Source organism: Pontibacter brevis, from assembly GCF_054779655.1.
Genome location: NZ_BAAGXV010000083.1, coordinates 42013 through 61223 on the forward strand (window position 1 = coordinate 42013; position 19211 = coordinate 61223).

Annotated in this window: 19 protein-coding genes and 1 tRNA gene; 10 read left to right on the forward strand and 10 right to left on the reverse strand. The window is 48.8% G+C overall.

Features of this window, described 5'->3' with window-relative positions; all coding sequences use genetic code 11:
* Positions 1-95 precede the first annotated feature (95 nt).
* Positions 96-386, forward strand: a complete 291-nt coding sequence (locus ACYVB1_RS17540; RefSeq protein WP_460925097.1) for a hypothetical protein — start codon at positions 96-98, stop codon at positions 384-386.
* Between the two features lie 24 nt (positions 387-410).
* On the forward strand, positions 411-608 hold the full coding sequence (locus tag ACYVB1_RS17545; protein ID WP_460925098.1) for a PLDc N-terminal domain-containing protein: 198 nt from the start codon (positions 411-413) through the stop codon (positions 606-608).
* 47 nt (positions 609-655) lie between these two features.
* Here ACYVB1_RS17545 and cdaA read toward each other — a convergent pair whose 3' ends face one another.
* Positions 656-1498: a diadenylate cyclase CdaA gene (gene cdaA, locus ACYVB1_RS17550; protein ID WP_460925099.1), complete on the reverse strand. Its 843-nt coding sequence runs from the start codon at positions 1496-1498 to the stop codon at positions 656-658.
* A complete protein-coding gene (folP, locus tag ACYVB1_RS17555; RefSeq protein WP_460925100.1) occupies positions 1495-2361 on the reverse strand; it encodes a dihydropteroate synthase in 867 nt (288 codons plus the stop codon). Before folP ends, cdaA begins: the two co-directional genes overlap by 4 nt.
* A 35-nt stretch (positions 2362-2396) precedes the next feature.
* Here folP and ACYVB1_RS17560 point away from each other — a divergent pair, with 35 nt between their 5' ends.
* The 4 genes from ACYVB1_RS17560 (at position 2397) to ACYVB1_RS17575 (ending at position 5587) form a co-directional block, all read left to right on the forward strand.
* A complete protein-coding gene (locus ACYVB1_RS17560; RefSeq protein WP_460925101.1) occupies positions 2397-2942 on the forward strand; it encodes a DUF1599 domain-containing protein in 546 nt (181 codons plus the stop codon).
* Between the two features lie 252 nt (positions 2943-3194).
* Entirely contained in the window at positions 3195-4295 is a 1101-nt protein-coding gene (locus ACYVB1_RS17565) for a BT_3928 family protein (RefSeq protein WP_460925102.1), read from the forward strand.
* Between the two features lie 73 nt (positions 4296-4368).
* Positions 4369-4878: a shikimate kinase gene (locus ACYVB1_RS17570; protein ID WP_460925103.1), complete on the forward strand. Its 510-nt coding sequence runs from the start codon at positions 4369-4371 to the stop codon at positions 4876-4878.
* Positions 4879-4978: 100 nt separating this feature from the next.
* A complete protein-coding gene (locus ACYVB1_RS17575; RefSeq protein WP_460925104.1) occupies positions 4979-5587 on the forward strand; it encodes a sterol desaturase family protein in 609 nt (202 codons plus the stop codon).
* A gap of 264 nt (positions 5588-5851) precedes the next feature.
* On the opposite strand, the gene ACYVB1_RS17580 is transcribed toward ACYVB1_RS17575, so the two are convergent.
* Positions 5852-6028, reverse strand: coding sequence for a hypothetical protein (locus ACYVB1_RS17580; protein WP_460925105.1), 177 nt, complete (start codon positions 6026-6028; stop codon positions 5852-5854).
* Between the two features lie 568 nt (positions 6029-6596).
* On the opposite strand from ACYVB1_RS17580, the gene ACYVB1_RS17585 reads away from it, so the two are divergent.
* Positions 6597-8117 carry a malate:quinone oxidoreductase gene (locus ACYVB1_RS17585; protein ID WP_460925106.1) on the forward strand — a complete coding sequence of 507 codons (1521 nt, stop codon included), beginning with the start codon at positions 6597-6599 and terminating at the stop codon, positions 8115-8117.
* Between the two features lie 153 nt (positions 8118-8270).
* Here ACYVB1_RS17585 and ACYVB1_RS17590 read toward each other — a convergent pair whose 3' ends face one another.
* Positions 8271-9302, reverse strand: coding sequence for a spore photoproduct lyase family protein (locus tag ACYVB1_RS17590; protein WP_460925107.1), 1032 nt, complete (start codon positions 9300-9302; stop codon positions 8271-8273).
* 201 nt (positions 9303-9503) lie between these two features.
* Between ACYVB1_RS17590 and ACYVB1_RS17595 the strand changes: the two genes are divergently transcribed.
* Positions 9504-10586 (forward strand): spore photoproduct lyase family protein, encoded by a 1083-nt coding sequence (locus ACYVB1_RS17595; RefSeq protein WP_460925108.1) that lies wholly within the window; start codon positions 9504-9506, stop codon positions 10584-10586.
* Between the two features lie 154 nt (positions 10587-10740).
* Here the strand turns inward: ACYVB1_RS17595 and ACYVB1_RS17600 are convergent, their stop codons facing one another.
* The 6 genes from ACYVB1_RS17600 to pheS all read right to left on the reverse strand — a co-directional run bounded on the left by ACYVB1_RS17600 (position 10741) and on the right by pheS (position 16801).
* A complete protein-coding gene (locus ACYVB1_RS17600; RefSeq protein ID WP_460925109.1) occupies positions 10741-11388 on the reverse strand; it encodes a hypothetical protein in 648 nt (215 codons plus the stop codon).
* A gap of 316 nt (positions 11389-11704) precedes the next feature.
* Positions 11705-13369 (reverse strand): GMC oxidoreductase, encoded by a 1665-nt coding sequence (locus ACYVB1_RS17605; RefSeq protein ID WP_460925110.1) that lies wholly within the window; start codon positions 13367-13369, stop codon positions 11705-11707.
* 819 nt (positions 13370-14188) lie between these two features.
* Positions 14189-14262, reverse strand: a tRNA-Asn gene (locus ACYVB1_RS17610).
* A gap of 134 nt (positions 14263-14396) precedes the next feature.
* On the reverse strand, positions 14397-14852 hold the full coding sequence (locus ACYVB1_RS17615) for a Rieske (2Fe-2S) protein (RefSeq protein WP_460925111.1): 456 nt from the start codon (positions 14850-14852) through the stop codon (positions 14397-14399).
* Positions 14812-15669 carry a 3-hydroxyacyl-CoA dehydrogenase family protein gene (locus ACYVB1_RS17620; RefSeq protein WP_460925112.1) on the reverse strand — a complete coding sequence of 286 codons (858 nt, stop codon included), beginning with the start codon at positions 15667-15669 and terminating at the stop codon, positions 14812-14814. The genes ACYVB1_RS17615 and ACYVB1_RS17620 overlap by 41 nt, the downstream gene beginning before the upstream one ends.
* A 106-nt stretch (positions 15670-15775) precedes the next feature.
* Positions 15776-16801, reverse strand: coding sequence for a phenylalanine--tRNA ligase subunit alpha (gene pheS, locus ACYVB1_RS17625; protein ID WP_460925113.1), 1026 nt, complete (start codon positions 16799-16801; stop codon positions 15776-15778).
* Between the two features lie 359 nt (positions 16802-17160).
* Between pheS and ACYVB1_RS17630 the strand changes: the two genes are divergently transcribed.
* Positions 17161-17793, forward strand: coding sequence for a TetR/AcrR family transcriptional regulator (locus tag ACYVB1_RS17630; protein WP_460925114.1), 633 nt, complete (start codon positions 17161-17163; stop codon positions 17791-17793).
* A gap of 27 nt (positions 17794-17820) precedes the next feature.
* Entirely contained in the window at positions 17821-19188 is a 1368-nt protein-coding gene (locus ACYVB1_RS17635; RefSeq protein ID WP_460925115.1) for a TolC family protein, read from the forward strand.
* Positions 19189-19211 lie beyond the last annotated feature (23 nt).

Genomic DNA, 19211 nt, shown 5'->3' on the forward strand with positions numbered 1-19211 from the left:
CCTGGCGATACAGCAAAATACAGAAAAGCCACTCTAGGTGCGGGAGTGGCTTTTCTTTTTTATATCTTCAAAGGATAAAAGGTAAAGAAGAGAAGATGAACAATATAAAAATAAAGCCGGGGCAAATGCTGTTAGGCACAGTGCTGTCGTGGTTAGTGGTATCGTTTTTGGCCTACTCTACGGCGGGTATCCGTGGAGATGAAGCAAATGTGATGGCTACCTTGTTGCAGATTGCCTTTTATTTCTCTCTGTTGTTATCGGCGGAAGCTTACATTAGTATGCTGTTTAACCCGCAGTGGACGCGTGTGAATATCGGGATGATCCTGCTGCTTTGCGCTCCCGCCCTGCTGTACCTGGTGTGGTTCGTTAGTGAAATGCTTTTTTAACAGTCTAAATCAGCCTGACAAAGTATGGACCTGTTTGCGCGATACCCCTTTATCTTTTTGATTGTAGCACTCAACTATGCCCTGGTTGTAGTGTCGCTGGTGCACCTTATTTTCAGGACACATTACACAGTAACCCAGCGCCTGGTTTGGATGGTGGTGCTATGGGTGGTGCCGGTGCTGGGGCCGGTAAGCTACTGGCTCTTCCGGCTGAGGAGAGGCTAACAGGCTTTCAGCTTCGTGCGGTTAAAAATTTGCATTCCTGTGCTTTCTTAGGCCGCACTAACAGATTTTTCAGAGGTTGCCGTTGCCGGTTTCTGGTCAGTATCAAACAGGAACTGATTGAGCTTTATGCGCAGGTCAGCAGAAGAAAGGTTGCGGTAAGCCTCGCCGTTACGCACCAGTGCTATCTGTCCTGTCTCTTCCGATACCACCAGTACAATACTGTCTGTTATCTCTGTCAGGCCAATGGCAGCACGGTGGCGCAGACCCATGGATGCCGGGATATCCTGGTTTTCAGAAACAGGTAGAATACAGCGTGCAGCTTTGATGCGGTTGCCGGAAATGATAACGGCGCCATCGTGCAGCGGGCTATTCTTGTTAAAGATAGACATGAGCAGGCGCTTGGAGATAACAGCATCAATCAAATCGCCGGACTCGGCATAATATTTCAATTCAGAACTTTTCGAGAACACAATCAGGGCACCGGTGTTTTTGCCGGCTAGGGTTTTGGCCGCTTCTATAAAGGGTGTCAGGCTGAGCTTTTCACTCTGCTCGCGGCGCCACGGGAAGCCCCGGAAAAAGCGGTCGTTGTTGAAGGCTGTGGTTTTGCCTATCAGCAGCAGGAAGCGCCGTATTTCGGGCTGGAATACAATAATGGCCGCCAGCACACCCACTCCCATAAACTGGCCCAGGATAATGGTGAGCAGTTCCATGCCAGCGGCACGCACTACCAGGTATAGCAGGTAAATAGAGAGCAGGCCCAGGAAAATTTTCAGCGCCACACTGCCTGTCAGGAGCTTATACAGCTGGTACAGCAGTACTGTCACCAGCAGGATATCAATGATATCGAGCAGCTCTATCTCTAAAAATCCTATGCTAAATAAAAAAATCAAAGTTTTGTTTTCTTGAAAAGTTCTACTGTCTGCTTCGTTTCTTTTACGTCGTGCACCCGCAAAATGGCTGCACCCTTCATCAACGCCATCGTGTTTAAGGCTATTGTGCCCGTTAAAGCATCAGCCTGCTCAATGCCCAGTGTTTTATACACCATCGATTTGCGCGAGAGCCCCGCCAGGATCGGGAGTTCAAATATATGAAGTTCATCGAAGCGGCGCAGCAATTCAAAGTTATGACTTATAGTTTTTGCAAACCCAAAGCCAGGGTCAAGAATAATGTCTTTCACACCTGACTGCCTGAGCCTGGCAACCTGTTCCTGCAGTTCATCAACTACTTCCACTACAACATCCTCATACTTAGCCAACGTTGTCATGGTTTGCGGTGTTCCGCGCATGTGCATCAGGATGTAGGGCACCTGCAGTTTTGCCGCTGTTTTGAACATCGCCTCATCCAGCTTACCGCCCGAAATATCGTTGATAATAGCAGCGCCTGCGCATACGGATGCTTCGGCCACGGCTGCGCGAAACGTGTCTACGGAAATAACTGCTTCCGGGAAATGTTGCATGATGGCCTCAATGGCCGGTACTACTCTGTCCAGTTCTTCCTGCACCGGTATATCTGTGGCGCCGGGGCGCGAGGAATAGCCGCCAATGTCCAGTATGTCAGCACCATCTGCCAGCATGGTGCCAGCTTTCTGAAGCACTTCATCCGTGGAGCTGAGGCGGCTGCCTGCGTAAAAAGAATCGGGGGTAACATTCAGAATGCCCATTACCTGCGGGGTGTCCAGGGGCAGGAGCTTTCCGCGGCAGTTCACTGTGGTTTTTGTGCTAAAAAGCGTATCTTTCGCTTCCAAAGTTGGCATGTAAGTCTGTTGATTTTAAAATTAAAGCTAAAAAGTTGATTAATCAAACACTTCAGGAATATGATCAGGTAGTGAGCCGCTGCAAAGACACCTTCGTGAAGAAAACGAGGGATTACGGTACTGCCTGGCGCGTACTGCGGCTGCCCTCTATCACCGATCAGATTTTCATCAAAGCACAGCGCATCCGCTCCATCCAGGAGAAGGGAAAACAGCTGGTAGAGGACGATATAAATGGTGAGTTTGTAGGCATTATCAACTACTGCGTTATAGCGCTGATACAGCTGCACTTACCGGCTGATGCTGACATGAATTTGCCTGCTGAGGAAGTGGAGCGCCTGTACACCTATCATATTGAGGAGAACGTGAAGCTGCTGAAAGCCAAAAACCACGACTACGGCGAGGCCTGGCGCGACATGCGCGTGAGCTCCATCACCGATATTATTCTGATGAAGCTGTACCGCACCAAGCAGATAGAAGACAACGAGGGGCAGACGCTGATCTCCGAAGGAGTTGACGCTAACTACCGCGACATGATCAACTATGCTGTGTTTGCATTGATCAAGTCGGGCTTCGCAGGGTGAAAAATCCAGCCACCCCTGCCCCTCCTTGTCTAAGGAGGGGAGCCTGCTTTCAAGTTAGCCACTTATGAGTTCTATAGTTGAAGTACACCATCGTTGATCGAAGCTTAAAGCAACGCTGTAGTTAAAAACCTACAGGAGGAAGGGAGGTAACTGCCTCTCCTGTTCTCTGGGAGAGGCAGTTGCCCCTTAGACAAGGAGGGGCAGCGGTGACCGGCTCTGGAGTTGTAAACATAAAATTGTATTGAAGTAATAATGAAATATATAAGCAAATTCTGCTGGCTGTTTGTAGGGCTGCTTTTCATATTCTCGGGCCTGATTAAGATAAACGACCCTGTAGGCACCGCCATTAAACTGGAGGAGTATTTCGAGGTGTTCGCTACAGACATCTCGCCCATCTTTAAATCATTTGAACCTTATTCCCTGTTTCTGTCCATCTTCCTGAGTGCGGCAGAGATTGTGTTGGGGGTGGCCTTGCTGGTGCGCTGGAAGCTGAAGACCGTGCTCGTGCTCTTGCTGCTGATGATTGTCTTCTTCTCTTTCCTGACGTTCTACTCAGCCTTCTATGACAAAGTAACGGACTGCGGCTGCTTCGGCGATGCCATCGTGCTTACTCCCTGGGAGTCGTTTACCAAAGACCTGGTGCTGCTGGTTATGATCATTATTCTGCTGTTTACGCAGCAGTATCTCCAGCCTATCATGCGGCCTGCCACTGGAGCTGTTATTACCATCATAACGGCTGCTATTTCAGTGATGGTAGGATGGTATGCGTACGAGCACCTGCCTTACATCGACTTCCGGGCCTATAAGGAGGGCAACAACATACCAGCCCTCATGAAGCCCTCCGCTCCACTGCGCTATAAGTACATTATGACAAAAGATGGCCAGGAACAGGAGTTCGAGGAGTACCCAACCGACCAGAGCTACACCTTTAAGCAAATGGTGGCCGTTAACCCGGAGGATGGGCCGAAAATTACAGACTTCAACGTCTGGAACGACGAAGGAGACTTTACGCAGGAGGTGCTGCAAGGCAACAAACTGCTGATTCTGGTGCAGGATGTAAGCAAGGCAGAACAGGCTAACTTTAAGCAAATTAACAAGCTGGTGAAGGCGGCAGAGCAGCAGGGTATTACACCGATGGCTATCACGAGCAGCAGCGGTGCTGAGTTCGAAGCTTTCCGCCACGAGGTGAACCTTGCTGTGCCGTATTTTTATGGCGATGGCACCGTGCTTAAAACCATTATCCGCTCTAACCCAGGTATTATGCTCCTGCAGGACGGCACCGTGAAAGGGAAATGGCACCACAACGATACTCCGGATATAGAAGAAGTGCAGGAAGCACTGGCAGAGGAGTAACGAACAACGGGCGCAGCTTGCTGCGCCCGTTGTTTATATAATTCTGATTCAGAATCCATAATCCAAAAACAGTATGCGGGTATTTCTTCTTGGTATGATGGGTAGTGGCAAAACCACCTTAGGCAGGCAGCTGGCAGAGCGGCTTGCTTGTGCCTTTGTGGATTTGGATGAGTACCTGGAGAAGAGGCAGGGCCGCAGTATAGCACAGTTGTTTGAGCAGGAAGGGCAGGAGCGGTTTCGGGAGCTGGAGCGGGAGGCATTGGAGGCGGTGGTGCTCGAATATGATGCTGCTGTCATATCCACGGGAGGCGGCGCGCCCTGCTTTTTCGATAACATCAGATTTATAAACCGGCAGGGGAAAAGCTGCTTTTTAGATGTGCCGGTTGAAGAATTATCCAGAAGGTTGCTGGCCTCTGATTTACATGTGCGGCCACTGCTGGCAGGCAAGTCTGAAGAGGAGGTTAAGTCTTTTTTAGCCAAAACATTAAGCCAAAGAAGGGAGTTCTATGAACAGGCCAGCATCAAATTACAGGGGGCGGCAATTGCAGTTGAGCAGTTGCAAAAATCGCTCAACAATAACTGAGTAGGTTCGTTAAACTGTTTTACAGGATGCTGGCTTAGCATCGTGTAAAATAAAATTTAAGTAATTTTGCCGCATTACGAAAGTTTAGCAAAATCTAACTATGAGACCTAACCACAAAGGACGAGCTCAGATTTTTGAGAATCCCTTTCTTGAGAGACTGACCCGAACACACATAGCCCTTCCCATTTCAATATTCGTCATCTTTGCTATCGGGCTGATTTACTATGGTATTACCTACAGCTTTATTAATGTGATAGAAGCTGTCGGATTGTTTTTTGCCGGCTGGTTACTCTTTTCGCTGCTTGAGTATGCCGCTCACCGTTTCATTTTCCACATGGAAACGGACACACCCACAAAAGCACGCATACAGTATACCTTCCATGGTAACCACCATGAGTACCCGAAAGACAAAGAGCGGCTGGCCATGCCGCCGATTGTAAGCGTTTTTGTGTCGTCTTTGCTGTTCTTTGTCTTTAAGCTGATTTTCGGGCAGTTTGTTTTCGGGGTGTTAGCCGGCTTGTTGTTTGGCTACGCGATGTACCTTTTTGTGCATTATGCTGTGCATGCTTATGCGCCACCTAAAAACTTCCTGAAAACACTTTGGGTGCATCACAGCATCCATCATTACAAGGATCCCTCTGTGGCTTATGGTGTATCGTCTCCTCTCTGGGACTATATTCTTGGTACTATGCCGAAGAGGTCAAAATAAGATAAGTATAAAATAGAGACAGGTAGAGAGGGAACTGGGAACGGCTCCCTTTTTATTTTCAGTTCCCTGGTAAAGAGTAACAGAAGGAGGCGTTGCTTTCCATTGGCTTTATGCGATTTGGTTTGAATATTAAAAGGCAAATGGCAGTAGTGTACCAGCGGACTTGAACGCAGAATACCTCAGCAACAGGATTTGAAAAAGAGGTAGAAAGAAGAAAGGAGCCTTACGGGCTCCTTTCTTCTTTTTTATCTTCTGCCAGTGATTCTATCTTCTGCCAGTGAATTTTCGGAAAATCCAGACAACAATCAGCACAATGATAACAATGATGATGAGTGCCGTCCACATACCAGCTTTAAAAATATCGCCAATCACTTCACAGCTACTGAGTGTAAAGGTCAGCAATATGAGTAGGGTCATAAAGTAGACTCTTATGTTTTTCATAGTTTTATACATTTAGATTCCAAGCTGTTCTTTTTACATAGGTGGCAAAGCATAGTCAGCCGTTTATATGATAGTTTTGCCATGTTAATCTTACTGAAACAGAAGCCAAAAGGTTGTTTTGGGCAAAACACAGTGAAAGCATGTTTCAACTTTATCCTTTGGAAGCAAAGCAGACTTGGAGTGCCTGCCTGAAGGAGGCACAACTTTATTATCAGGCGTGGGAGCCGTTTCTAAGAGCATGAAAAAATGGCAGATACTCTATGCTCTTGTACAACTATTTTAAGGCAAGTGAAGTAGCTTTATAGCAGAAAGGGTTGCGATGGCTGTGCAAGGCTATGCTTTTTCCAACTAAATTGGATAAAAAATCTGCTTCTTTTTTTAATATTAGATAATTTTGCTGCTATAATACTGCGGAAATTACAAGCAAGCACGTTTTTTGCTGCCTTCTTTCTCCGTAATTTGTCTGCAATAAGAGTGATTTTAGTGTCATAATTGGATAAAAACCGTATCCTTCATTAGGCAAAGATCCCTTTAGAAACAGAATGTTCTTTTGTAACTACTTATATATATGATTAAGCGTAAAAATACTGCAGAAGCAGGTCCTGATGTGGTTCTGATTGGTGCGGGCATCATGAGTGCCACACTGGGTGTATTGCTTAAAGAACTGCAACCTGATATAACAATGGAAGTTTTTGAGCGGTTGGATGTAGCAGCGGCAGAAAGTTCTGACGCATGGAACAATGCCGGAACGGGCCACTCTGCTTTCTGTGAACTGAACTATACACCGGAGCTTCCCGATGGCTCTATCGAAACCTCTAAGGCTGTTAAAATTGCAGAGCATTTCGAAATATCGAAGCAGTTCTGGGCTTACCTGATAGAAAATGATCTTATCCGGATTCCAGAGTCCTTTATCAGAAGCACACCCCACATGAGTTTTGTATGGGGCGAAAAGAATGTTGATTTTCTGAGCAAGCGCTATGCTGCCCTTACCACCTGCCATCTCTTTAAAGGGATGGAGTATTCTGAGGACCCTGGGCAGTTGCAGGAGTGGATGCCCCTCATTATGGAGGGCCGCGATAAATCACAAAAAGTGGCGGCTACCCGCATGGATATCGGTACCGATGTAAACTTTGGGCAGCTGACGCGGTGCATGTTCAACCACTTGCAGGAAATGGAGGGCGTAACCATGCATTTCAATCACGAAGTGCGCAAGCTGCGCCGGGAACCTGGCGGTACTTGGCGATTAAAGGTAAAGGACAGAGCCTCCGGGGCGAAGCGAAAGGTTTATGCAAAATTTGTTTTCATAGGGGCAGGAGGCGGCTCCCTGTCTTTGCTTGAGAAGTCCGGTATACCGGAAGGCAAAGGCTATGGCGGCTTCCCGGTAAGTGGCCAGTGGCTGAAGTGCACAAACCCTGATGTGATAAAGAAGCACCAGGCAAAAGTGTACGGAAAGGCTGCAGTAGGTTCACCGCCTATGTCTGTGCCGCACCTGGATACCAGGATGATCAATGGCAGGCAGGAATTGCTGTTCGGCCCTTACGCCGGGTTCTCGACGAAGTTCCTGAAAAGCGGTTCTTACCTTGACCTGCCCAAATCTATCAAGTTTGGTAACCTGCGCCCCATGATGGCAGCCGGTATCAAGAATATACCGCTTACCAAGTACCTCATTAACCAAGTGCGTCAGTCTCCTGAAGATCGCCTGGCAGCCCTACGGGAGTATTACCCGGAGGCCAGGAGAGAAGACTGGGAACTGGAGGTGGCCGGGCAGCGTGTCCAGGTTATTAAGAAAGACCCGAAGCACGGTGGTGTGCTTGAGTTTGGAACAGAAGTAGTGAGTGCAGCAGACGGCTCTATCGCTGCCTTGCTGGGCGCTTCGCCAGGGGCCTCTACCGCAGTTTCCATTATGCTCACGCTCCTGGAGCGTTGCTTTAAAAATGAGATGAACAGCAGCGAGTGGCAGGCTAAGCTGAAGCAGATGATACCGTCTTTTGGTGAATCACTTGGTGATAATGCCCAACTGCTGGAGGAGGTAAGAGAGCACACCAGCGAGGTGCTGGGGCTGAATAATATAGAGCAAATTCAGAAGTAAGCAGCAGTGTTTTAAATGCCGGTGGCCCACCAATGGGAGTCATGTTTTACCATGTGCTCCTGTTGGTGGGCCACTTTGTTTTGCCCCGACACCGCTCAGGCCGGAAAAACGCTGCAGGTACAGATGCGCAGAAGCTAAGGTTTCTGCATTTGGTTAAAAGATATAGCGGATAGCGCACCAGGGAATAACCTCCTGCTGTAACTGCCTGAACTCGCTTATCCAGCGTGCCTTTAACTGGTGGCGGTAACGTACATTGATGCCTCCAAACTGGCTTTGCTTTGTCTCCTGTATAGCCGGGTACCATATCAGTTCCTCTGCTTTCGGGTTGATAGACATATTGAGCTCATGCTGCCACTGGTTATGCGTCAGGAAAATCACTTCGCAGTTCATGCTCTCCTTCAGTTTCGGGTGCACCACCTGATTCAGCTGTTCAAACAGTTCTCTGTAGTCCTCCAGCCAGCCTTCATACACAATAACCGGCGAAAAGTTAACATGCACCTCATAGCCTGCCTGATAAAAGTCGTTGATGGCAGCCAGCCGCTTCTCCAGCGAGTCTGTTCGCACATCTACCAGCTTACTTATTTTCTGGGGCAATAAGCTAAACCGAATGCGGGCTTTGCCCTGCGGGTCATATGTCAGCATTTCCGGGTTAACAAACTTAGTGGCAAAAGTGGCAAATGCCTTTGGGTGCTGCCTGAAAAACGCCACCGTTTCCGCTACGCTGTCAGACAGGGTGGCATCTACCGAGACATCAGAATTACAGCCAATGTCATAAGTGTAGTAGTGGGCATGCGTTTGATTTGGCACCTTAGGCCACGGCTGCTTCTGCACGTGTTTGTTTATGGCTGCCAGTATTTCCTCTGTGTTCGTGAAAAGCGTGACAGGGTTTACAGGCTTGTTCCGGTCTACGTAACAGTAGGCGCAGGCACCAAGACAGCCATTGGCAAGACTGGGTGCTATAAAATCTGAGCTGCGGCCGCTTTCACGGCACACCAGGGTTTTCAGGCGCCCCAGTACCAGCACATTCGATTTTACCTGGTAATGATTCCCCTCAAGTTCAGGCAGCCGGTTATGCTGTTTTACCTCTTGGTGAACTGCTTCAGGATAAGCGAGTAAAGCCTTTTTTCCACGCTCATTCAGCGCGTCAGGCGTGTAAAAAACAGTAGATGGATTGAGTTTCTGCATACGTTTTTATAACAGCTAATCCACCTTAAATGTTTATTTAAATCAATATTTAATGTACTGATAATCAAGTGGTTAAAAATAAAGTGTGGGGCTGAATTCTGAATCAAAGAGGAGGTGGATATGTTTAGTTAGTAGCACCATATGAACCAGTTGCAGGGGTTGTTTGCGTGCTTACAGATACTTAAACGGAAAAGAATTTTGATGGAAGCAGTTCAGGAAAAAGCAGTTGTAAAATTAAGTAAAGGTACCGCAAAGTTATGGATGCCCAGGCAGGTGCTTATTACGCCAGCTGCGATGGAGGAGTCCTGGGGCAGGCAGATGTACGAGCGTGTAAAGGCGCTGGGGCTGCCTGTGCAGGAGTTAAAGCAGAACAGGCTGACAGGGCTTCGGGGCGAAGACGAACGGGAAACTTACCGGAAGGCCAAGAATACGCTGGCCATTGTAACAGCACCGCCAAGCGCATTAAAACTGCAACCAATTCCGCCCTCGGCCGACTGGCAGTTCCATCTGGCGGAAGGGTGCCCCGCCCACTGCCAGTATTGCTACCTGGCGGGTAGCTTGCAGGGGCCGCCCGTTATCAGGGCTTTTGCCAATTTGCCTGCCATACTGCAGAACCTGCGCCAGTATAAGAAAACAAACCAGGTTACTACCTTCGAGGCAAGTTGTTATACAGACCCGCTGGGTATCGAGCACCTGACAGGAAGCCTGGCAGAAACCATACGTTTCTTTGGTGAGCAGGAAGATATGAACCTGCGCTGGGTCTCTAAGTTCGACCAGGTAGGCGGGCTGCTGGCTTTGCCTCATAACGGCAACACGCACCCCCGTATCAGTATCAACACAGACTTTATCGCCAGAAGAATGGAAGGAGGCACAGCTTCTTTGGAGGCCCGCCTGGCAGCCGTAAGAAAACTGGCTTTGCCGAAGTCAGAAGGAGGAGGTGGTTATAAAGTAGGCCTGGTAATTGCGCCTATAATGCCTGTCCCGGATTGGGAGGCGCGGTATTCAGATTTGCTGGACAGGCTGGAGCAGGCACTGGACTTTACCTGTAATATAACTTTTGAGCTCATCAGCCACCGGTTTACAGCTGGCTCCAAGGCCATCCTTCAGGAGTGGTACCCTAATACAAGCATAGACTTTGACGAAAGCAACCGTGCCATGAAGTTCAATAAGTTTGGCGGCAAAAAGTATGTATACCCGGCAGTAACCATGAGCATGCTGCGTAGCTTTTTCCAGAGCGAGTTGAAAAAACGCTTCCCGGATGCACCTGTTCTGTACTGGACCTGATATCTGCTGAACCAGAACACAGAAGCCACTCTTAAGAGTAGCTTCTGTGTTCTCTGCACGTGCGCGTTACATTATCATATCTGCAGCCAGGATTTTCCTTCCTTGATTTTGCGATAAGTTCAGTAACACAGTTTTATGCGCGGCATGTATGCTATCAGTTAGCGCTTACACGTATGTTTGCCGGAGATGGATTGGAAATAAAGAGGCTTAAAAAGTCGGCTGGGGTTGCCTCGTAAAATTCTTCCTTTAAGTTGTGGACAGCCTTTACATGCCTGCAAATTCTCATGTTGTTGGCAAAGGGCAGTTGAAACCTGATCACATGCTTATCGTCCACCAACGTGGAGCTCACCATAAACACTGCGTTGTTCTTGTACCAGTGCTTTTTACTGATGGCAAACTTTACATTGTTCAGAAAGTGCTGGTTAATCTCAACCCTGTCTCTGGCATTGTAAACCTCGAAAAAGTTAGTGACCTCCAGATAGTGTGTCTTCCCGTCTTTGGCTGCAACAATAGCCTGGATTGCCTCAAGCTGTTTCTGTGAAAAGTGTATCACCTGCTTTTCATCAGGTACATCCACCACCATCAAAAACCAGGGCGAGTCTTTATACTTTACCGTGACCGGTTGGATGGAGTTGAAAATGACATGACTTTTTTGGCTGCTCGCTGCCACCACAAAGTTAGCTGCAGTAGCTGTTTCCCCTACCGTTTCCAGTGACGCAGTAATGTTGCTGAATTTTTCCTGTGAGAATGCTGTCGTTGCTGTAAAAAGCAAAACAAGCAGGTGAAATAAGTAAGTTTTCATATGTAAAACAGGTCTGATGGCTTAGGTTATGGGCAAGCAAAATCCATGACATGCGAAGGATAAGTCCTTGAGATAAGACAAATCATCCTTTGTATATCATAATGCAAATATATAGTATATTATATATTTATAGGTATTCTCCTGGGATTATATTTGCGTTTCCTTTAGCGGAACTGTTACTTTCAAAGCTTTTTCCGGTGCCTGTTGTTACATACCGCCTGAGCAGCCAAACGCAGACTATATTGGCTATTCAGCTTTGCCTGCTCAGGTAGTCCTGTTCATCTTTTGGGAAGGATAAGGCTATGCCAGAGGATATTTAAGAAGCAAGCTCGAGGGTATTGTGGAGGGGTTCTTCATTGTGCACGGGTTCAGGCTTAGACTGAAGTATTGCCTTCAGGTGATCAGCAAGCTTTAGAGCCTGTGCCACAACCGTAACAGTAGGATTGGCATGCCCTCCTGTTGTAAAAGTGGAGGAGCCGGCAACAAACAGGTTGTCTATATCATATACTTTTGCATGCTTGTCAACCACTCCTGTTCTGGGGTCTGCTGACATGCGTGTTGTGCCCATGTGGTGTGCATAGGAGTTATAGTTGGCCAGCTTGTTTTTAAGATACTCCCGGAAGCCTTCCTCACTGTAGATAATTTCTCCAACACCGCTTTCTTCATACCTTTTTGCGAAAAGGTTATGGGCTGTTACCAGCGATTCAATATCAATATCCTGAAAGGCCACGTGAACCTCTACCCTGGGTACCCCGAAAGCATCTTTGTGTGTTGGAGACAATGTGATTCTGCTTTCCCGGTTCGGCACCTGCTCCGCCTGGAAGAAAAGCCCCCAGTACCTGCTCGTTCTGGATGGAAGCAAAGCCGGAAGCCCCAGTTTATAGATTCCGCCCAGGAGGACAGGGGCCTGACAGGTTTTTTGAACAATCTTCCGGAGTGCTTTCCTGGCACCTGTCAGATCTACCAAAGTTTTTGCTGCCTTGTACAGAGCAGAAAATACGGCACCCCGGTTTTCAGTCAGGCTTTTAGAGTAGGACAGGTAGAAAATAGTATTCAGCAACTTCCTGTTTTCCTGAGTGGCTTCCGGCATCCACCAGCGCCTGCGGCAAAAAACACCGTCCCTGTCTTTTTCAAAGTCAAGCAGTACCTTGTCCCTGTTGTAGGGGTTGAGTTTGGCATAAGTGCCGGCTATATGTGTCATATAATACCTGCCCACATTGTCGTGTTGGTTGCCCAGTCCTGTAGGAAAGTATTCGTTAGCGGAAGCTAAAAGCAGCCTGGCATTTTCGATTCCACCAGTTGCCAGCACAAAGAAATCGGCTGAGATACTCATCCTCCTTTCTCCTGCCGCCACTTCTATATGTGTCACCTTACCATTGCCTTGCATCATTTTCAAAGACAAAGCATGCGCATCCAGCAGCACCTGTATATTCGTGCTGTTCTCTAAAACGGCTTTATAAGTTTTAGCAAAGTGAACAGGCGGACTCCACCTTTCCAGGCACGTGGAAGTGAAGTCAACAGAATCAAGTCCGGGTATAATCTCCTGCTGCTTTCCAGGGAAAACAGTGTGCGTGTCAAAATCAAAGTTCCCGATCTGGCAGACGTCACAAGCCTTCTGGAAGTATGGCAGCATTTGCTCATAGGAAACAGGCCACCCGCTTTCACGCACCCAGGGGCGTGGCCGGAAGTCAATGGCATCGAAAGGCACGCAGCGCCCTGCCCACACTGCAGAGCCCCCTCCAAACTGCCGTCTTCGCATCTGCTCCGGTGGCTCATGAGAGCCCTTTTGCGTGACGACACCTTTATACAAGTCGCGGTTTGCCAGAGTTTGCGTCCAGCCACCCCCTGGAATCAGGATGACCTTGTGCCTTGTGGAAGAAAAGCTAAGTGCCACCGAAATAGCTGCCGGGCCTCCACCAATGATACAAATTTCTGAGGATAGCTCCTGGGTTTCAGCTAAGTCCCCTTTAGATAGAATCATAAGAACAAGATATAGGTAATTCCTTCAATACATGTTGTGCAGGAGAATGGCTTAAGCCACCTGGTTTAGGTGTGCCTGGTCTTCAGCACCTGCATTTGTATGGCTCTGTGTGTCTTGGCAATGGTAAAAAGTAGCTTCTCCTAACACATGCTTCAGTATCAGGAAAAAGCTTCGAGAGTATTATCTACTTATTTATATATTAAAATGTTTTACTACAGTGGATTTTTAATAATATATATGGCAGGTCTGAATCAGGAATGAGGTTTTTTGGACTGATTCATTGACAGAGATGGTGCCTCAGAAGCTATACCCAGGGAGGCAGACTGGCTTTTGGAGTATACTTTATACCTACAGCAACGAAAATCAAGCTTACATTATCTATAATGTAATCTCAGGGGAAAAGAGAAGAGAGTATGATGGCTGGACAGATAGTAGAATGAACGCTGCCTGTAGTCCCCAATCAAACTGCTCCTGATTTTGGCTATTCAGAATTAACAAACGAAGCCCTTTTCAGTCCGCACAATATCATCCATCGTGAATAAGTGTACAGTGAATCAAGGGTAGGGAGTCATGATTACGAGTGCCATTATATTCACAACGAGGCAGGGTATCCGGTAGCATGATTAATATTATTTGCAGAAGGTTCTGTTGAGAGAATTACCTACGTTTACTCTGTCAAATAATTACCGATACGGTACAAACTGAAAAAGTCCCCAAAGCTTTTCCGGGTTAGAAGGCTTTGGGGACTTTTTCAGCTTACCCCAGGCAAAATGCCTGCAAACAAAAAAGCCACTCATGATTTTTCGTAAGTGGCTTTTGCTCCCCCTCCTGGGCTCGAACCAGGGACCCCATGATTAACAGTCATGTGCTCTAACCAACTGAGCTAAGGAGGAATTTTATTTGTTTTCAGCAGCTTTCCCGCTGATTGATGGTGCAATATTACGGCGGTTTTCCTTAGCACGCAAGTGTAGGTCAAAAAAAACTTTTACATCTTCTGTTAATTTCCTGTAAATCAGAAGAAAAAAAATTAGTTTGAAATATACAGCAGGGAGCCGGCAAGGGCAGTTCGGTACTGCCGGAGGCCGTATACCGCCGGTCCGCCTGTTACATTGCCCTGCAGGTTGAACTGTGAGCCGCAGCAGGCATCTACAATAAAGAGATTAGAGGCGTCTACTTCTACCCCGGAGCAGGTGGAAGTAGGGTCGTAGGTGCAGGCGCGCTCAAAAGCAAGATACTGCCCTGCATGCTGGCGCACCACCAGGATGCCTTTGTAGCCGCCATTGATATAGGCGTAGCCGTTGTCCTGGCGCAGGCCCGGGTACAACTGGCTGTTCACATTTATCTGCTCGTCTACAAACACCTCTGGTATCCGGGGACCTACGCCGTTATCGTCGCTGCAGGCAGTGGAAAACAGCAGCAGGAAAGCACACAGCGCCCACAGTTTACTTATAGGTATAAAAGCCTTTGCCCGACTTGCGGCCATGGTGCCCGGCATCCACTTTCTGTTGCTGAATGCGGCTTGGTCTGAACTTTGAATCATAATGAAATGCCTCGTACATAGAGGTGGTAACCGAATAATTAGTATCAACACCTATCAGGTCCATAAGTTCAAACGGGCCCATCTTAAAGCCACTGGCCTGCATCAGTTTGTCGATGGTTTCTACGTCGGCTACACCCTCTTCCAGCAGCTTTAACCCCTCCACATAAAAATGGCGGGCCACACGGTTCACGATAAAGCCCGGAGAGTCTTTGGCCATCACAGGCGTCTTGCCCAGTTGCAGCGCCAATGCTCTTATGGTTTCGGCCGTTTCCGGGGCAGTATTGGCACCCGATATGACCTCTACCAGCTTCATGATGTGGGCCGGGTTAAAGAAGTGCATGCCAACCACGCGTGCAGGGGTGGGAATGGACGCTGCTATCTGCGTGATAGGAATAGAGGAGGTGTTAGAGGCAAGGATGGTTTCGGCCGGGTTCATGCTGGCCAGTTCCTTAAAAATGCTTTGCTTCACCTCCAGGCGTTCTACCACAGCCTCGATGATGACGTGGCAGCTAAGCTGAAGCGTGTCGCCTGTAAAGGACAGGTTTTCTAGCGCTGTGTGCTTTTCCTCTTCTGTCAGCTTGCCGCGTTCAATACCCTTGTTCAGGTTTTTAGTGATAATGGTCTCTGCTTTTTCCAGTACCTGCCCATTGATGTCGAATAAGATGGTTTTGAAACCGGCCTGCGCACAAATCTGCGCAATGCCCTGGCCCATGGTGCCGGCACCTACTACGCCAATGGTTTTGATGTCCTCTAGCTTCATAGCTTCATACGTTTCTGTAAAAACGATGAGTGAACGCTTTGCAGTACTTAAGAACCACTTAAAGTACGGCAAAACATTCACTCATCCACTCAGTCATCATTCAAAATTATATTACCCCCTCAAACTGGCGCAGGAAGCGTACGTCGTTTTCAGTGAACAGGCGCAGGTCCTTTATCTGGTAGCGCAGCATTGTGATACGCTCAATGCCCATGCCGAAGGCAAAACCAGAGTATACTTCCGGGTCGATGCCGGAGCTGTGGAGCACGGCAGGATCCACCATGCCGGAGCCGCCAATCTCTACCCAGCCACTGCCTTTGCAGATGTTGCAGCCTTCGCCTTTGCAGATAAAGCAGGTAATGTCAATCTCGGCGCTTGGTTCCGTGAAGGGGAAGAACGACGGGCGGAAACGGATCTGCGTGTCCTGGCCGAACATCTCCTTGGCGAAGTAATACAGCGTTTCTTTCAGGTCTTTGAAACTCACGCCCTTGTTCACGTACAGGCCCTCTACCTGGTGGAACACCATGTGCGCACGTGCCGAAATGGCTTCGTTGCGGTACACACGGCCCGGCATAATGCTGCGCAAAGGTGGCTGGTTGGTCTCCATCAGGCGCACCTGCACCGTGGAGGTATGCGTGCGCAGCAGTTTACCTTTGTTCTCGCTCAAAAAGAACGTGTCCTGCATCTCACGGGCCGGGTGGTTCTCCGGGAAGTTCAGGGCGGAGAAGTTATGCCAGTCATCTTCCATCTCCGGGCCTTCTGCCACATTAAAGCCGATGCGCTCAAAAATGCGCACTATCTCCTGGCGCACCAGCGAGAGCGGGTGGCGCGTGCCCAGTGTGTTGGGCACCGTTGGCAGGCTGAAGTCAAATCCGGTGTCCGTGTTCTGGTCTGCGGCGCTGGCCAGTTGCTCCTGTGCCAGGTCATAGCGCTCCTGTGCGCGGTTCTTCAGGCTGTTCAGTTGCTGGCCCACTTCCCGGCGCAGCGCGGGTGCCACCTGCTTCAGGTTATCGAACAGGGCGGCTATGCGGCCCTTGCGGCCTATATAAGCAATGCGGAAATGCTCCAGTTCGGCAGCGTTCGTAAGCGGCGCTGCCTCTATTTCGTGTGCTATTTGTTGTATGTTCTCCACCATAGTACGCAAAGATAATAATTTACAGGGTTTTCGCTGTATGCAGCAAGCCACAGTTGAGGTGCCTGCGGCAATGGCATCTGATAAAAATTTTTCTAATGTGAATCTTCTGATATGGCGGCCGCTACCTGCGTGGCAGGGCCCGTTATTTCCTCCTGATATTCGAGAAAATCGCCTGATGTTATTGCCTGTTCATCCTTTTTTACTCCTGTTTACGAGTTAAGAGTACACTTTTCGAAATTTGTAAGTAGCTGTGTTTTAAGCTTAAATAAACATAGTGTGCACCTTCTGGTTAATGATAAATTAACGCAGGAAACTTTGGCTATTAAAAACGTTTCCATAGTTTTGCGCAGATTCAGGATATGGAGACAGTAGAGAAAACAGACACCAGAAGTAAAATCCTAGAAGGCTCCTTTAATATGTTCCGCCAGCGGGGCATCAAGAGCGTGTCGATGGATGACATTGCCCAGCACCTGGCCGTGTCGAAAAAGACTTTGTACAAGTGGTTCAGGAACAAAGACGAGGTGGTATACGAGGCGCTGGCCAAATACCTCGCGTTTGTGGAGCAGGATTGCCAGGCGGACGTTGAGAAAGCTGGCAATGCCATCGAAGAACTGTTCCTTGCCATGGAAATGACAAAGAAAATCTTCACCAGCATTCACCCTTCCATTTTTCATGACCTGGAGAAGTACCACCGCACCAGCTGGGAGCTATGGAAACAGCACAAGGCTGGCTTCATACTGGAAATGATAAGGCAAAACATCCGCCGGGGCATGCAGGAGGGGCTCTTCCGGCAGGACCTGGATGTAGAGACCATAGCCCGCCTGCGGCTGGTGATGATTGAGATGCCATTTGATGCGCAGCTTTTCCCTCCTTATGAGTTTGATATAGCGAGAGTGCAGAAAGATGGCCTGGAGCACTATATGCTGGGAATAGCCACCCTGAAAGGGCATAAACTGATTAACCAGTACAAGCACATTACTGAAGAAGAATAATACGACCCACTACTGAACAAATAATTTATGAAAATTAAAATCAGCCTGGTAGCAGCTTTTCTCTTGTTGTGGGGCACGTTCCAGGCCAGTGGCCAGGGCGCACAGTCTTTCAGCCTGCAGCAAAGCATTGACTATGCATTGCTGCACCGCGCCAGCCTGCAGGCAACCCGCAATGAGCAACGCATTGCGAAAGCCCAGGTCGGCGAGATAAGGGCGGCGGGGCTGCCGCAGATAAATGGTGCTGTGGAGGTAGGCGATAACTTTATTCAGCAGCAGAGCTTCCTGCCCGCAGAGTTCTTTCAGGACCCGGCCAACCCCAACGCACCGGAGCCGGGCACTTTCGTGCCCGTTACATTTACGCCCGCCTATACCGGTAACGCGACGGTAACAGGCAGCCAGTTGTTGTTCGATGGCACTTACCTGGTTGGCCTGAGGGCGGCGAAGACTTATACCGAACTCTCCCGAAAAACGACCATACAAAGCGAAATAGAGGTGGCAGACCAGGTGTCAAAGGCATACTATGGGGTACTGGTAAACCGTGAGCGCTTTGAGTTGCTGAACCAGAACCTGGTGCGGCTCGATACGCTGCTGTACCAGACCCGCATTATGTTCGAAAACGGTGTAGCCGAGAAGCTGGATGTAGACCGGTTGCGGGTGCAACTCAATAACCTGAAGGTAGAGCAGCAGAAGACAGCACGCCTGATGGCGCTCAGCGAAAACCTGCTCAAGTTTCAGATGGGCATTGACCAGAAGCAGGCGATTCTGCTGACAGACGAGCTGGCGGAAGTGGAGGTGGATGTGAGCAAGGTAAGGCCGCAGAACTTTGACTATTCCAACCGCATTGAATATTCCATACTGGAAACACAGCGCGACCTGGCAGAATTTGAGCTGCAGGGAGTAAAAGCCGGTTACCTGCCAAAGCTGTACCTGAATGCCCGGTACGGCTACATAACTGCCAGCAACGAATTCAGCAACATTACCCGGCCAGGCAACTGGCTGGAATTCGGCTATGTGGGAGGGCAGCTGCAACTGCCCATCTTCGACGGCTTGCGCAAGCACTACCAGGTGCAGCAAGGCAAAATAGCAGTAGAGAACACCAAGCTGGGCTTCAGGACACTTACTCAGAGCATTGACCTGGAGCTGGAGCAGGCCTCTGTGGAGTTGACAAATGCACTGGATGTGCTGGAGTCGCAGCGGGAGAACATGGCACTGGCGCAGGAGATAGCCCGCGTGGCCAAGATCAAGTTCCAGGAAGGCGTAGGCACCAACCTGGAGGTGGTGAATGCAGAAACAGACCTGCGCGAGGCCCAGACAAACTACTACGCCGCCATGTATGATGCCCTGATTGCGAAAGTAAACTTAGACAGAGCCACAGGCACCTTATTATCAAAATAGAACGACGGAAAAATCATTTGCTT

What these genes read in the sequence shown, in the direction of transcription:
- ACYVB1_RS17540 (WP_460925097.1), top strand. Translation starts at nt 96, where the DNA reads ATGAACAATATAAAAATAAAGCCGGGGCAAATGCTGTTAGGCACAGTG.
- ACYVB1_RS17545 (WP_460925098.1), top strand. Translation starts at nt 411, where the DNA reads ATGGACCTGTTTGCGCGATACCCCTTTATCTTTTTGATTGTAGCACTC.
- folP (WP_460925100.1), bottom strand. Translation starts at nt 2,361, where the DNA reads ATGCCAACTTTGGAAGCGAAAGATACGCTTTTTAGCACAAAAACCACA.
- ACYVB1_RS17565 (WP_460925102.1), top strand. Translation starts at nt 3,195, where the DNA reads ATGAAATATATAAGCAAATTCTGCTGGCTGTTTGTAGGGCTGCTTTTC.
- ACYVB1_RS17570 (WP_460925103.1), top strand. Translation starts at nt 4,369, where the DNA reads ATGCGGGTATTTCTTCTTGGTATGATGGGTAGTGGCAAAACCACCTTA.
- ACYVB1_RS17575 (WP_460925104.1), top strand. Translation starts at nt 4,979, where the DNA reads ATGAGACCTAACCACAAAGGACGAGCTCAGATTTTTGAGAATCCCTTT.
- ACYVB1_RS17580 (WP_460925105.1), bottom strand. Translation starts at nt 6,028, where the DNA reads ATGAAAAACATAAGAGTCTACTTTATGACCCTACTCATATTGCTGACC.
- ACYVB1_RS17585 (WP_460925106.1), top strand. Translation starts at nt 6,597, where the DNA reads ATGATTAAGCGTAAAAATACTGCAGAAGCAGGTCCTGATGTGGTTCTG.
- ACYVB1_RS17590 (WP_460925107.1), bottom strand. Translation starts at nt 9,302, where the DNA reads ATGCAGAAACTCAATCCATCTACTGTTTTTTACACGCCTGACGCGCTG.
- ACYVB1_RS17595 (WP_460925108.1), top strand. Translation starts at nt 9,504, where the DNA reads ATGGAAGCAGTTCAGGAAAAAGCAGTTGTAAAATTAAGTAAAGGTACC.
- ACYVB1_RS17600 (WP_460925109.1), bottom strand. Translation starts at nt 11,388, where the DNA reads ATGAAAACTTACTTATTTCACCTGCTTGTTTTGCTTTTTACAGCAACG.
- ACYVB1_RS17605 (WP_460925110.1), bottom strand. Translation starts at nt 13,369, where the DNA reads ATGATTCTATCTAAAGGGGACTTAGCTGAAACCCAGGAGCTATCCTCA.
- ACYVB1_RS17615 (WP_460925111.1), bottom strand. Translation starts at nt 14,852, where the DNA reads ATGGCCGCAAGTCGGGCAAAGGCTTTTATACCTATAAGTAAACTGTGG.
- ACYVB1_RS17620 (WP_460925112.1), bottom strand. Translation starts at nt 15,669, where the DNA reads ATGAAGCTAGAGGACATCAAAACCATTGGCGTAGTAGGTGCCGGCACC.
- pheS (WP_460925113.1), bottom strand. Translation starts at nt 16,801, where the DNA reads ATGGTGGAGAACATACAACAAATAGCACACGAAATAGAGGCAGCGCCG.
- ACYVB1_RS17630 (WP_460925114.1), top strand. Translation starts at nt 17,161, where the DNA reads ATGGAGACAGTAGAGAAAACAGACACCAGAAGTAAAATCCTAGAAGGC.
- ACYVB1_RS17635 (WP_460925115.1), top strand. Translation starts at nt 17,821, where the DNA reads ATGAAAATTAAAATCAGCCTGGTAGCAGCTTTTCTCTTGTTGTGGGGC.